Genomic DNA, 12,832 nt, shown 5'->3' on the forward strand with positions numbered 1-12,832 from the left:
GCGCCGGGGTGAGGATTTTTTACTGTGACGCGTCTTCTGGTTCGTCTAGTTCATAACAGCCTGGCAACCAGACGCTTTCTCTTCTCAAGGACTCCCCGATGACCGCCTCCCCTACCGCAGAACGTGCAGCCCTGCGCTCCCAGCGCCTGAACCAGATCACCAATGAACCGCACACCAAGCTCGATGCGTTGGTGAAGGCCCATGCACCGTTTGAAACCCAGGCCAACTTCGCCCGCTTCGTGGTCGCGCAGTACCTGTTCCAGTCGGAGCTGGTGGCGCTGTACAACGATGCAGAGTTGATCAAGATCGTCCCTGACCTCGCCGAACGCTGCCGTGCCGAAGCAGCCAAACTGGACCTGGGCGACCTGGACACCGAAGTACCGGCCCCGGTGGCCGGCGCCGTGAAAAACCCGAGCAAGGCCGAAGCCCTGGGCTGGCTGTTCGTGTCCGAAGGCTCCAAGCTGGGCGCCGCGTTCCTGATCAAGCGTGCCGTGGGCCTGGGTTTGAGCGAAACCTTCGGTGCCCGTCACCTGGGCGAGCCTGCGGGGGGTCGCGCTGAAGGCTGGAAGCGCTTCACCCGCACCCTCGACGCACTGGAATTCACCGCTGAAGAAGAAGCCGAAGTGGAGAAAGGCGCGATTGATGCGTTCGTGCGCTTCACCGTGTTGCTGGAACAGGCGTACGCTAGCGCCCCTGAGCTGGCCTGATTCCCTGATTGGAATGCAATCAAATGTGGGAGCGGGCTTGCTCGCGAATGCGGTGGATCAGTCAATATATCTGGTGACTGAACCACCGCATTCGCGAGCAAGCCCGCTCCCACATTTTGATCCGGTTTCACTTTGAATCCTTCGTAAATCCATCCATGCAAACCGCACCCATGACCGGCAAAACCCAATCCTCATCCAAAATCGCCCGCGTCCTGTTCGGCCTGCTGGCCTACGTCAGCCTGGGCATCGGCTTGATTGCGATTGTGGTACCGGGCTTGCCCACCACCGAATTCATCCTGCTGGCCGCCTGGGCCGCCACCAAAAGCTCGCCGCGCCTGAGTGCCTGGCTGGAAAACCACCGGCTATTCGGGCCGATCCTGTTCAATTGGCGCAATGGCAAGATCATCGCCCGCCGGGCCAAAGTCAGCGCCACCGTGAGCATGCTGCTGTGCGCCGGCCTGATGCTGGTGATGCTCGACCACGGCTGGCCGATCTACCTGGCCATCGCCGGAATGAGCATGGGCAACCTGTGGATCTGGTCGCGACCGGAACGTCTCCCGCAACCCACCTGACACCCCCACTACCGCTCATCGGCTCCCGCTCATGAACTGCCGGCCCAAGCCGATGTTCCGGGCATAGCGCCGAATGGACTCGCCTGAGCTTGCATACTAATAAGTCCATTCGCGGGTACTTCTATGTTCGACACCCTCTCCATTCGCTTGAAAATCGTGCTGTTGTCCGGTCTGTGCCTGCTGGGGGTGATTGCCCTTGTTGTGGGCATGAACCTTTACCAGACCAGCCAGAACGATCAACTGATCAGCGATTCAAGCTCGCGAATGCTCACCGACAGTGTGCAGAACCTGCTGCAGGCCAAGGCCGCCGAGCAAGCGGTGCAACTGCAAAAAACCTTCGGTGAAAGCCTGTTGGTGGTAACGGCCCTGGCCGACCAGATCAAGGACCTGCGCACTCTGGCCGCCAAGCGCTCGCTGGATGCCGGGGCCTTGCGTGAAGAACTCAACCACAGCCTGAAAACCGCCTTCGACCGCAACACCAAGGTGCTCGGCATCTGGCTGTCGTTCGAGCCCAACGCCCTCGATGGCAAAGACAGTGAATTCGTCAATGATGCCGCCCGTGTGTCCAACGAAAAAGGCCGCTTTTCCAGCTACTGGAGCCGCGCCGGCGGTGAAGGCCTGAACACCGTGATGGTCGAGGATGACCTGACCAAGACCACCCTCAACCTCAGCGGCACGCCCTACAACATCTGGTACACCTGCCCACGAGACACAAAAAACACCTGCCTGCTGGACCCGTATGAAGACACCGTAGCCGGCAAGCCGGTGTTGATGACCACCATTTCCCTGCCCCTGCTGGTCGACGGCAAAGTGATCGGCGTGGTCGGTGTGGACCTCGCCCTCAATGCCCTGCAAGCGGCGACCGATGCGGCGCAAAAAGAACTGTTCAACGGCGCCGGAATTCTCGAAATACTGTCCGGTAACGGCTTGATCGCCGGCTACAGCGGCGAGCCGGCCAAAGTCGGCAAAAACCTGGTGGACACCCTCGGTGCCGAAGGCAAAGAGATCGTGCAACTGCTGGCCAGCGATACCCGCAAGATCCGCGAGGAAGACGGCACGATTCGCGCCGTGTACCCGGTCAAACCGATTGCCGACGCCAAATCCTGGGGCGTGGTGATCAAACTGCCCAAACAAGTGCTGCTGGCAGACTCGCTCAAACTCCAGGCGGTGCTCGACAAGGCTCAGGCCAGTGGCACCGTCAAGGCGTTGCTGGTAGGCGCAGCCGCCGGGCTGCTGGGCCTGTTGCTGATCTGGCTGACCGCCACCGGCGTGACCCGGCCGATCAACAGCGTGGCCGCCATGCTCAAGGAAATCGCCAGCGGCGACGGCGACCTCACCCAGCGCCTGGCCTACGGTAAAAAAGATGAACTGGGGGAACTGGTGAACTGGTTCAACCGCTTCCTCGACAAGCTGCAGCCGACCATCGCGCAGATCAAGCAAAGCATCACCGAAGCCCGTGGCACCGCCGACCAGTCCTCGGCAATCGCGCGCCAGACCAGCGAAGGCATGCAGGTGCAGTTCCGTGAGATCGACCAGGTGGCCACCGCCTCGAATGAAATGAGCGCCACCGCCCACGACGTGGCCAACAGCGCCTCCAACGCCGCCAGCGCGGCCCGCGGCGCCGACCAGTCAGCCCGCGAAGGCATGCAGATCATTGAACGCAGCACCCGCGACATCACCACCCTGGCCGAAGAAGTCAGCAAGGCCGTGACCGAAGTCGAAGCCCTGGCGGTGAACAGCGAGCAGATCGGCTCGGTACTGGAAGTGATCCGCAGCATCGCCGAACAGACCAACCTGCTGGCCCTGAACGCTGCGATTGAAGCGGCGCGAGCCGGGGAAAGCGGGCGCGGTTTTGCGGTGGTGGCCGACGAGGTGCGCAACCTGGCCAAGCGTACCCAGGACTCGGTGGAGGAGATTCGCCTGGTGATCGAGCGCATCCAGACTGGCACCCGTGGAGTGGTGGCGACCATGCATTCGAGCCAGACCCAGGCGCAGAACAACGCCGGGCAGATTCATCAGGCGGTGCAGGCCCTGGGCAAGATCAGCGATGCGGTAACGGTGATCAGCGACATGAGCCTGCAAATCGCCAGCGCCGCCGAGCAGCAAAGTGCGGTGGCCGAGGAGGTCAACCGCAACGTCTCGGCAATCCGCACAGTGACCGAAACCCTGACCGGCCAGGCCACCGAATCGGCGGCCATCAGCAGCCAGCTCAATGCCCTGGCCAGCCAGCAGATGAAGCTGATGGATCAGTTTCGGGTTTGACCCGGGCTTGAAGCCAGTAAGCACCAAATGTGGGAGCGGGCTTGCCCGCGAATACGGTGGATCAGTCGGTACATGTATTGACTGACACACCGCATTCGCGAGCAAGCCCGCTCCCACACAAGCCCGTCCACATTTAGAGTCGCGGTGCCTTATTGACCCGTCCAGGCCGCCACAAACGGCGCCAGGTCTTCTTTCGGCGCGGTACGCGGCGGGTTTTGTGGGGTGCCCAGGTAGAGGAAGCCAATCACTTCCTCATCCGCCTTCAGCCCGAGGCCTTTGGCGACATGGGCCGAGTACGACAACTCACCGGTGCGCCACACCGCGCCGATCCCCTGGGCGTACGCCGCCAGCAGAATCCCGTGAGCCGCACAGGCCGCCGCCAGCAGCTGCTCGGATTTTGGCACTTTGAAATGTTCTTGCAGGCGGGCAATCACCACCACCACCAACGGCGCCCGCAGCGGGCCGTTCTGCGCCTTGTCGATCGCGGCCTGGGGCGCGTCGGCGTCCTGCAGGCGGGCGGCTTCGGCCAGCAGGGTGCCCATGCGCTCACGTGCCGCACCCTCCACCGTCAGGAAGCGCCAAGGGCGCAGTTGGCCGTGGTCGGGCGCGCGCATGGCAGCGGCGAACAGCAGGTCGCGCTGCTCCTGGGTCGGTGCCGGGTCCAGCAGTCGCGGCACGGAAACACGGTTGAGCAAAGCGTCGAGAGCCTGCATTGGCCACCTCCAGAGAAAAATGTGCGGTCATTCTAGCGGGAATGAATCGGATACCACCAAACGATAATTGCTCTTATTCAATCCGCCCTGCCCTGTTAGACTTTGCGGCCTTATTTTCAGCCTACGTTCAGGAAGACTGATGTCCCGTTCGCCCCTTCGCCTGTCTGCACTGTTGATGGCCTTGAGCCTGAGTGCCTGCGATGACGCCCCGCGATTCACCAAGGCCGAGCCTGGTGAAGCGCGTGCCGGTGGCGCGACCACGGTGAGGAAGACCGACCAGAACGCCTTCTCCCTGCCCTCGGCCAACCTGTCGCCCACCCGGCGCCTGGACTTCAGCGTCGGCAACAGTTTCTTTCGCAGCCCCTGGGTGATTGCCCCGTCCACCACCACTGCCCGCGACGGGCTGGGCCCGCTGTTCAATACCAATGCCTGCCAGAACTGCCATATCAAGGATGGCCGTGGGCATCCGCCATTGCCCGATGCGCCCAACGCGGTGTCGATGCTGGTACGCCTGTCGATTCCCGATGCACCGCCCTATGCGAAGGTCATCGAGCAACTGGGTGTAGTCCCCGAACCGGTCTACGGTGGGCAATTGCAGGACATGGCCGTGCCCGGCGTCGCCCCGGAGGGCAAGGTGCGGGTCGACTACACGCCGGTCAACGTCCGCTTCAAGGACGGCACCGTGGTCGAATTGCGCAAGCCGGCCCTGCAAATCACCCAGCTCGGTTATGGGCCGATGCACCCCGACACGCGCTTCTCGGCGCGAGTTGCACCGCCGATGATCGGCCTGGGGCTGCTCGAAGCGATCCCCGACGCCGACATCCTGCGCAACACCGACCCGAAAACCGCCGACAAGGACGCCATTGTCGGGCGGGCGAATTGGGTCTGGGACGACGCGCAACACAAGACCGTACTCGGTCGATTTGGCTGGAAAGCCGGGCAACCGAACCTCAATCAACAAAATGTTCACGCGTTCTCTGGTGATATGGGCCTGACCACCTCCCTGAGACCGTTCGATGACTGCACCGATGCACAAGTGGCCTGCAAACAGGCGCCCAACGGCAATGGCCCGGATGGCGAGCCTGAGGTCAGCGACAACATCCTGCGCCTGGTGCTGTTCTACACCCGCAACCTGGCCGTCCCCGCCCGCCGCGACGTCAACGCACCGCAAGTGCTGGCCGGGAAAAACCTGTTCTACCAGGCCGGTTGCCAGGGCTGCCACACCCCGCAATTCACCACGGCGCCCACCGCCGCCGAACCTGAATTGGCTAACCAGGTGATTCGCCCCTACAGCGACTTGCTGCTGCACGACATGGGCGACGGCCTCGCCGACAACCGCAGCGAATTCAAAGCCAGTGGCCGCGACTGGCGCACGCCGCCGTTGTGGGGCATTGGCCTGACGCAAGCCGTCAGTGGCCACACCCAGTTCTTGCATGACGGCCGCGCCCGCAACCTGATGGAGGCCGTGCTGTGGCACGGCGGTGAAGCCCAGGCGGCGCAGCAGCATGTGTTGTCGTTCAATGCCGAGCAGCGCGCCGCGTTGCTGGCATTTCTGAATTCTTTATAAGCTTTGTCCTAATTACAGAAGGGAGCTCGACATGTTCCGTCCGAAGTTGTTGTTCACCAGCCTGGCCGCCCTCGCCCTCGGTGCGTGCTCGCCCCAGGATCCGCAAGCGGTGACCTCGGCGGCCATCGCCAAGCAAGTGATCCTGCCGACCTACAGCCGCTGGGTTGAAGCCGACCGCCAACTGGCCGTCAGCGCCCTGGCCTACTGCCAGGGCAAGGAAAGCCTGGAGACCGCCCGCGCCGACTTCCTGCACGCGCAAAAGGCCTGGGCCGAGTTGCAACCGCTGCTGATCGGCCCGCTGGCCGAGGGCAACCGCTCGTGGCAGGTGCAGTTCTGGCCGGACAAGAAAAACCTGGTGGGTCGTCAAGTCGAGCAACTGGTGACCGCCCAACCACAGATCGACGCCGCCACCCTGGCCAAATCCAGCGTCGTGGTGCAGGGCCTGTCGGCCTACGAATACATCCTCTACGACGCCAAGACCGATCTGGCGGACGAGACGCAAAAAGCCCGCTACTGCCCGTTGCTGGTAGCCATCGGCGAGCGCCAGAAACTGCTGGCCGAAGAGATCCTGTCGAGCTGGAACAGCACCGACGGCATGCTGGCGCAGATGACCAAGTTTCCTAACCAGCGCTACGCCGATTCCCACGAAGCCATCGCCGACCTGCTGCGGGTTCAAGTGACTGCGCTGGACACCCTGAAGAAAAAACTCGGCACCCCGATGGGCCGCCAGACCAAGGGCATCCCGCAACCGTTCCAGGCCGATGCGTGGCGCAGCCAGTCGTCCCTGCAAAGCCTGGAAGCCAGCCTGGCTGCCGCCCAGACCGTCTGGGTCGGCGTCGACAACAAAGGCCTGCGCGGCTTGTTGCCTGCCGATCAAAAGCCATTGGCTGACAAGATCGACGCCGCGTATGCCGCCTCCCTGAAACTCTTCGCCAGCAACCAGCGTACGCTGAATGAAATGCTGGCCGACGATGCCGGGCGCCAGCAGCTCAACGATATCTACGACAGCCTCAACGTGGTCCACCGCCTGCACGAAGGCGAGCTGGCCAAGGCGCTGGGCATCCAACTGGGCTTTAACGCCAACGACGGTGACTGATGATGCTCAGGCGACAGGCTTTGGCCCTCGGCAGCGTGCTGCTCAGTGCGATCACTTTGGGCGGCTGGACGCTGTTCAAGCAGAAGGGCAAAAGCCCGCTGCTGCTCTCGGCGCGGGATGACAGTGATGGCAGGCACTACGCCGTCGGCTTTCGCCTGGACGGCAAGCAGGTATTTGCCACCGAGGTCGGCCAGCGCTGCCACGACATCATCAACCACCCGACGCTGCCGATTGCGCTGTTTGTCGCCCGCCGGCCCGGCACCGAGAGTTACCTGATCGACCTGCGGGACGGGGCGCTGTTGCAAACCATCACCTCCAAGGCCAATCGCCACTTTTACGGGCATGCGGTGGTGCACAAGGATGGCGAGTGGTTGTATGCCACAGAGAACGACACGTCTGACCCGGGTCGCGGTTTGCTGGGTGTGTACCGGTTCGAGGGTGAGCGGCTGGTGCACACCGGGGAGATTTCCACCCATGGGATTGGGCCGCACCAGGTGTCGTGGATGCCTGATGGCGAGACGCTGGTGGTGGCTAACGGCGGGATTCGCACTGAGGCTGAGAGCCGGGTGGAGATGAACCTGAATGCCATGGAGCCGAGCCTGGTCCTGATGAAGCGCGACGGGACGCTGTTGAGCAAGGAGACCCTGGGCCAGCAGATGAACAGTGTGCGGCATATGGGGATTGCCAGCGACGGGACGATCCTCGCGGGGCAGCAGTTCATGGGTGCGTCACATGAGCGTTCGGAGTTGCTGGCGATCAAGCGGCCGGGGCAGGCGTTTATGGCGTTTCCGGTGGCGGATGAGCAGTTGCAGGCCATGGGGCACTACACGGCCAGTGTGGCGGTGCACAGCGAGTTGCGGCTGGTGGCGTTGACGGCGCCACGGGGGAATCGATTCTTTATCTGGAACATGGACAGCGCGCAGTTGCTGCTGGACGGGCCGTTGCCGGATTGTGCCGGGGTGGGTGCGGTGGCTGATGGGTTTGTGGTGACTTCCGGGCAGGGGCGTTGCCGGTTTTATGATTGCCGGCAGGTGCCGTTGGTGGGCAAGCCGCTGGAGTTGCCGGCGGGGCTTTGGGATAACCATCTGCATCTGGTTTGATTGGGGGGCTGATTGGGGGCATATCCGTTGCTGCGGTAACGGCCACTTATGGTTCCGCTCTTACAGCGGGTCACTTTTGGAAAAGAGCCCCAAAAGTAACCAAAAGGGCTCTTGCCCCACCACTCGGCACCTCGCCTAGGCTCGGTGTGCCCTCACTCCGGCTTTGGACCGTGGGCCGCCGTCATGGGCCATCCTTGGCCCAGGACGGCTAACCCGGCGTCCTGCCGGGTTACCCACGCTCCAAAGCCTGCGTTCGGCCAGCGTGGTTTAACGGGGCGCCTAAGATCAAGATCAAAAGCAAAAGCACAGCGGCCTCCCGGCCGGCTTGAGTGTTGAAGAGCACAATCAAAAGCTAAAGCGTGCACGGTCCATTGTAGGAGCTGGCTTGCCTGCGATGGCATCAACTGGGTGTACCTGATGCACCGAGGTGTCTGCATCGCAGGCAAGCCAGCTCCCACAGAAAAGCAGATCTGCATTCGCTCTGGCTTTTGATCTGGCTGTTAAACACTCAAGCCGGCCGGTAGGCCGCTGTGCTCTGCTTTTGATCTGCTTTTGATTTTGATCTGCGGGCCCCGTCAACCACGATGGCCGCAAGCAGGCACGGTGGAGCGGGTAAATCGGCAAGGATGCCGATTTAGCCGCGCCGGGCCATGGATGGCCCGTCGCGGCGGCCCGCGGAGCCGTGCCGGAGTGCGGGCATGCCGAGCCTAGGCGAGGCACCGAGTGGTGGGGCAAAGACCTTTTGGTTACTTTTGGGGCGTTTGCCAAAAGTGACCCGCTGTAAGAGCGGAACCATAAGCCGCCGTTACCGCAGCAACGGATATGTACTCGATCAACCAACCAACCAACCAACCCAAAACCCAAGCCCAAATAAAAGGCCTCGAACTAGCGAGGCCTTTTATTTGGGCTTCAATCTCTTCAACTCTGTGGCCTCATCCCTTGGGACATCCCAAACATGAACAACAACAACTCATGATCAGGCTTGGCCGCGACACCGACCTTGGCGATCCGCGGCATCGGGCATTGCTGCCCGACACCCTGCACCGCACTGAGAACTTGTGTCCGGGGCTGCTCCCAGGCAGCCAGGGCCAGGGCAGCTATGCCCAACGCCCCCAACAGAAACAAACCTCGTGCAATTTCTAGCTTCATTACGTTAAACCCTTGATAGCGCTGCCAAACGCCGTCTCGTAAAAGTAGCTCAGTTTTTGCCAGTCCGTAGCATTCCACGACGAATGGCGGCGCAACTGCAACATGTCATGCCGGGCCGCCCGCAAAGCGGTCAAGCGCTGCCGGCACTTCTCGAAATCCAGCAACGCCACCTCAACCTTCGCCGCGTCACCCTCACCCGTCACTCGCACAAAGATATGCTTGATATACAGGCAACCATGCTGCCAACGCCCCTTGTGCATCCGCGCCAACGTACCCGCGAGTTCCTTGAGCAAACGCTCATGCACCAACTCGCCATACTGCTCACGACCACCCGCGGCGTACCAGTTTTCGATCTCGTCGAAACCGTCCAGCGACGCCGTCACCAACAACGCCTTCCATTGGTGCTCAGGATCGCGACGGGCCTCGCAGAACACCAACTCCGGCACGCGTACATCCAGCAAGCGCAGGCCCTTCAGGGCGTCACGCTCACGCAACACAGTGGGGCGCCCAAACGGATGGAGCCAACTACGGTAGATATGACCGGTCTGGCGCTTGCTGTAGAGCAAACGCCCATGGGTGCCCGTTACCCGTTGCACACCACTTTCACCGCCACGACGACGATTGGGCTCTTCGACCCACTCGCCCTGCTGGCGCCAGAAATAATCAAATCGCTCTTCGGGAGCTACTTCACTACCTGGTAAACACTCGACAGCCATCCTGTTACCTCTTGCGCAATACATACACTCGCCACATGGCGTAGAGCGGTATGAAGTCCAGAGATTCCTGAACACGGAAACCGGCCTGCTCAAACTCTGCCTCAACAGTACCAGCCGGTAACACAAACCGATTTTGGTAACCTTCCTGCTCACCCTTGTTGCGACGCCGCACTTCGGCACGCTTGCGTTTCCACGCCTTGAAGTTGCCGTCCACCCACAGCGAGATAATCACGCTGTCACGGGTAACACGCTGAAATTCGCGCAGTATTGCCAGCCTGTGCTCGGGGTCACCAATGTGGTGCATCAAGCGCATGCAGAAAATACTGTCGACCGCATTATCTGGCAAATCGATATCAAAGGCAGACGTTTGCAAGGGGCGTACCCGTTTCACCACATCCGCCGGCTGGGCGACGGTGGCAATCTTCAACATCGACGCGGAGTTGTCGGCGCCGATGATCACGCGGTTGGGCTTTTCTGCCAGCAACGGCCAGAAACGCCCGGCACCACATGGCAAATCCAGCACCAGGCCAGGCTCACCGGCCATGGCCAGCGCACCACGGGCCAATTGCTCGTCGCGTTTGTGGGACAACCGGCGAGCCAGATTGTCCTGGTGTTTGAGTAAATAATTCTGCGCGTGCTGATCGTCGTACTTTTCGGAAAATTCGAGCTTGATCGGGGTAGGCATCACCGGGTCTCCAGTTACTGATGCCTACAACCTTAAAAAGAATCCTGTGATCAACAGGTCAACACGTTGTGAAAAACTTGTCCTGTCGAATCGTATACATTACAAAACTTTGCAGACACAAGTCGTGGCATGATGCCATCTTCGGCGAAAATCAGGAAGTCTGCCGCAGCTTAGCGGCAGGGCAGGCATCAGGCTTTGACCTGACTCAATTCGACGTGAAAGCGGCAGCCGTTGGGCTCCATGGTGCTGAGGCTGACGCTCCAACCCTGGTTCTCGCAGATGCGCTGAACCAAGGACAAACCCAGGCCAAGGCCTTCACCGCGCTTTTCACTGCCACGCACAAACGGTTCGAACATCGCTTCGCGCTTGTCCTCGGGAATGCCCACGCCAGTGTCTTCCACCACAAAACCGCTCGGTTCCAGGGTAAGGCGGATCAAGCCATGCTCGGTGTAGTGCAGGGCATTACGCAACAGGTTGCCCATGACCGCGTGCAGGAAGGTCGCGTTGTAGCGGGTATCCAGTGGATTGCCCGGTTGATAGATCAGCTCAAGGCCTTTGCGCTCGATCGGCTCACGCCAGATCCCCAGCAAGTCCTCGGCCACCTGGGCCAGGTTGGCCTGGGGCGACATGCCGGCCTCCTCGCGCTGGGCACGGGCCAGCATCAGGAAGGTCTGCACCAGTTCGCGCATTTCTTCACAGGCCCGCGCAATGCGCTCGACCTGCTTGCGGCCGCGCTGGTCAATCGCGGGGTTCTCCAGCAACAGCTCGCAGGAACTGGCGAGCACCATCAGCGGGGTGCGCAATTCGTGGCTCACGTCACTGGTAAACAGTTGCTCCCGGGACAATGCCTGGCGCAAACGGCCCAGGGTGGCGTCGAAGGCCACGGCCAATTCGCCGACTTCATCCGCGGCGTAATCCGGCGCCAGCGGTGGTGCCAGTCCGAGTAACTGGTCGCGGTGCCGCACCTGGCGGGCCAGGCGCACCACCGGCGCCATTACCTTGCGCGCCAGCACCCAGCCGAGGAATACCGCCAACGCCAGGCTGAGTACAAACCCCACCAGCACCACGGCAAACAGCACGCGCTCGCGCTCTTCGAAATCGCTCTGGTCTTGCAGCAGGACATAACGGCGGCCGTCGACCACCTCGACCATGGCATGGTAGGACAGCGCCTCCCGAAACACCTCGTGAAAACCAGGCTCCAGATGACGCAAGTCCTTGGGCAGTTCGAAATCGCCGGGGCCGCCGCTGAAGTAGAACAACTGGTCGGGCTCCGGGCGATGGCTCCAGTCCTCGACGCTGTCCATCAGCAACAGGCGTTGCAAGTCACCGCCCAGGCCTGCCGAAATGAGTTTTTCTTCCACCAGGTGCACCGTTGCGACGATGCCCATGGCGAAGGCCCCCGCCACCAGCGCGCTCATCAAGGCGAAGGCGATGATGATCCGCTGGGCAAGGCTTTGCTTAAACTCCATCACGACCCTCGGCCAGGCGATAACCCACACCGTGCACCGTTTGCAGCAACGGCTTGGCGAAGGGTTTATCAATCACCTGACGCAGTTGATGGACATGGCTGCGCAGGCTGTCGCTGTCCGGGCAGTCATCGCCCCACAGGGCTTCTTCAAGAATCTCACGGCGCAATACATGCGGGCTTTTCTGCATCAGCACCGCCAACAACTTCAGGCCGACCGGGTTGAGCTTGAGCAGGCGCCCTTCGCGGGTGACTTCCAGGGTATCGAGGTCGTAGTTCAGGTCACCCACCTGCAAGGCACGGCGCCCGCCGCCCTGGGCACGACGCAGCACCGCTTCGATACGCGCGGCCAGCTCCGACAGCGCAAACGGCTTGAGCAGGTAGTCATCGGCGCCGGACTTGAAGCCCTGCAGCCGGTCATCCAGTTGGTCGCGCGCAGTGAGCATGATCACCGGCGTGTCGCGGCGCGCGTCTTCACGCAGGCGTTTGCACAGGGTGTAGCCATCAATGCCAGGCAGCATGATGTCGAGCACGATCAGGTCGTAATGTTCGGTGGCAGCCAGGTGCAGGCCCGACAAACCGTCCTGCGCACAGTCTACGGTGTAGCCCTTCAGCCCCAGGTAATCGGCCAGGTTGGCCAGAATATCGCGGTTGTCTTCAACCAATAAAATTCGCATGGGCAGTGTCTCCGTACGCGGTAACGGCCGTGTTGGCTCGCGCAGCTTAAGGCCAAGTATGGCTCACGGCTAGGCCTGAAGGCCGCGCCGATTACTGTTTTCAACCGATTGCGAGACTTAACG

The 12,832-nt window shown here is 61.6% G+C and carries 12 protein-coding genes and 1 pseudogene; 7 read left to right on the plus strand and 6 right to left on the minus strand.

Going from position 1 to position 12,832, the window contains the following annotated elements; genetic code table 11:
* Positions 1-98 precede the first annotated feature (98 nt).
* From C0058_RS25790 to C0058_RS33330, 4 genes and pseudogenes are all read left to right on the plus strand, one after another.
* Positions 99-707, plus strand: coding sequence for a biliverdin-producing heme oxygenase (locus C0058_RS25790; RefSeq protein ID WP_003214109.1), 609 nt, complete (start codon positions 99-101; stop codon positions 705-707).
* Positions 708-877: 170 nt separating this feature from the next.
* Positions 878-1,279, plus strand: coding sequence for a YbaN family protein (locus tag C0058_RS25795; RefSeq protein WP_008435511.1), 402 nt, complete (start codon positions 878-880; stop codon positions 1,277-1,279).
* Positions 1,280-1,543: 264 nt separating this feature from the next.
* Positions 1,544-2,683, plus strand: a pseudogene (locus tag C0058_RS33325) (HAMP domain-containing protein); the annotation flags it as partial.
* Positions 2,684-2,785: 102 nt separating this feature from the next.
* Positions 2,786-3,541 (plus strand): methyl-accepting chemotaxis protein, encoded by a 756-nt coding sequence (locus tag C0058_RS33330; protein ID WP_371857030.1) that lies wholly within the window; start codon positions 2,786-2,788, stop codon positions 3,539-3,541.
* A gap of 149 nt (positions 3,542-3,690) precedes the next feature.
* Here the strand turns inward: C0058_RS33330 and C0058_RS25805 are convergent, their stop codons facing one another.
* Complete coding sequence (locus C0058_RS25805; protein WP_003214103.1) at positions 3,691-4,254, minus strand: NAD(P)H nitroreductase; 564 nt, start codon at positions 4,252-4,254, stop codon at positions 3,691-3,693.
* A gap of 139 nt (positions 4,255-4,393) precedes the next feature.
* Between C0058_RS25805 and C0058_RS25810 the strand changes: the two genes are divergently transcribed.
* Genes C0058_RS25810 through C0058_RS25820 form a run of 3 tightly spaced genes read left to right on the plus strand, consistent with a single transcriptional unit; the run spans position 4,394 to position 8,017 of the window.
* A complete protein-coding gene (locus C0058_RS25810; protein WP_102369805.1) occupies positions 4,394-5,821 on the plus strand; it encodes a di-heme oxidoredictase family protein in 1,428 nt (475 codons plus the stop codon).
* 31 nt (positions 5,822-5,852) lie between these two features.
* The gene (locus tag C0058_RS25815) at positions 5,853-6,917 is read left to right on the plus strand and encodes an imelysin family protein (RefSeq protein WP_102369806.1); all 1,065 of its coding nucleotides are present in this window, start codon (positions 5,853-5,855) and stop codon (positions 6,915-6,917) included.
* A gap of 2 nt (positions 6,918-6,919) precedes the next feature.
* Positions 6,920-8,017: a DUF1513 domain-containing protein gene (locus C0058_RS25820; protein ID WP_102369807.1), complete on the plus strand. Its 1,098-nt coding sequence runs from the start codon at positions 6,920-6,922 to the stop codon at positions 8,015-8,017.
* A 918-nt stretch (positions 8,018-8,935) separates the two neighbouring features.
* Here the strand turns inward: C0058_RS25820 and C0058_RS25830 are convergent.
* The 5 genes from C0058_RS25830 to colR all read right to left on the minus strand — a co-directional run bounded on the left by C0058_RS25830 (position 8,936) and on the right by colR (position 12,709).
* Entirely contained in the window at positions 8,936-9,166 is a 231-nt protein-coding gene (locus tag C0058_RS25830) for a hypothetical protein (RefSeq protein ID WP_008433604.1), read from the minus strand.
* Complete coding sequence (locus tag C0058_RS25835; protein ID WP_008433603.1) at positions 9,166-9,882, minus strand: lipopolysaccharide kinase InaA family protein; 717 nt, start codon at positions 9,880-9,882, stop codon at positions 9,166-9,168. The genes C0058_RS25830 and C0058_RS25835 overlap by 1 nt, the downstream gene beginning before the upstream one ends.
* Before the next feature lie 4 nt (positions 9,883-9,886).
* Entirely contained in the window at positions 9,887-10,567 is a 681-nt protein-coding gene (locus C0058_RS25840) for a class I SAM-dependent methyltransferase (RefSeq protein ID WP_102369808.1), read from the minus strand.
* 188 nt (positions 10,568-10,755) lie between these two features.
* Complete coding sequence (locus C0058_RS25845) at positions 10,756-12,036, minus strand: HAMP domain-containing sensor histidine kinase (RefSeq protein WP_102369809.1); 1,281 nt, start codon at positions 12,034-12,036, stop codon at positions 10,756-10,758.
* A complete protein-coding gene (gene colR / locus C0058_RS25850; protein WP_003208587.1) occupies positions 12,026-12,709 on the minus strand; it encodes a two-component system response regulator ColR in 684 nt (227 codons plus the stop codon). Before colR ends, C0058_RS25845 begins: the two co-directional genes overlap by 11 nt.
* Positions 12,710-12,832 lie beyond the last annotated feature (123 nt).

The sequence above is a fragment of the Pseudomonas sp. NC02 genome, from assembly GCF_002874965.1.
In the GTDB taxonomy this organism is placed as follows: domain Bacteria; phylum Pseudomonadota; class Gammaproteobacteria; order Pseudomonadales; family Pseudomonadaceae; genus Aquipseudomonas.

Coding starts and splice junctions, on each gene's coding strand:
- C0058_RS25790 (WP_003214109.1), top strand. CDS start 99: ATGACCGCCTCCCCTACCGCAGAACGTGCAGCCCTGCGCTCCCAGCGC.
- C0058_RS25795 (WP_008435511.1), top strand. CDS start 878: ATGACCGGCAAAACCCAATCCTCATCCAAAATCGCCCGCGTCCTGTTC.
- C0058_RS33330 (WP_371857030.1), top strand. CDS start 2,786: ATGCAGGTGCAGTTCCGTGAGATCGACCAGGTGGCCACCGCCTCGAAT.
- C0058_RS25805 (WP_003214103.1), bottom strand. CDS start 4,254: ATGCAGGCTCTCGACGCTTTGCTCAACCGTGTTTCCGTGCCGCGACTG.
- C0058_RS25810 (WP_102369805.1), top strand. CDS start 4,394: ATGTCCCGTTCGCCCCTTCGCCTGTCTGCACTGTTGATGGCCTTGAGC.
- C0058_RS25815 (WP_102369806.1), top strand. CDS start 5,853: ATGTTCCGTCCGAAGTTGTTGTTCACCAGCCTGGCCGCCCTCGCCCTC.
- C0058_RS25820 (WP_102369807.1), top strand. CDS start 6,920: ATGCTCAGGCGACAGGCTTTGGCCCTCGGCAGCGTGCTGCTCAGTGCG.
- C0058_RS25830 (WP_008433604.1), bottom strand. CDS start 9,166: ATGAAGCTAGAAATTGCACGAGGTTTGTTTCTGTTGGGGGCGTTGGGC.
- C0058_RS25835 (WP_008433603.1), bottom strand. CDS start 9,882: ATGGCTGTCGAGTGTTTACCAGGTAGTGAAGTAGCTCCCGAAGAGCGA.
- C0058_RS25840 (WP_102369808.1), bottom strand. CDS start 10,567: ATGCCTACCCCGATCAAGCTCGAATTTTCCGAAAAGTACGACGATCAG.
- C0058_RS25845 (WP_102369809.1), bottom strand. CDS start 12,036: ATGGAGTTTAAGCAAAGCCTTGCCCAGCGGATCATCATCGCCTTCGCC.
- colR (WP_003208587.1), bottom strand. CDS start 12,709: ATGCGAATTTTATTGGTTGAAGACAACCGCGATATTCTGGCCAACCTG.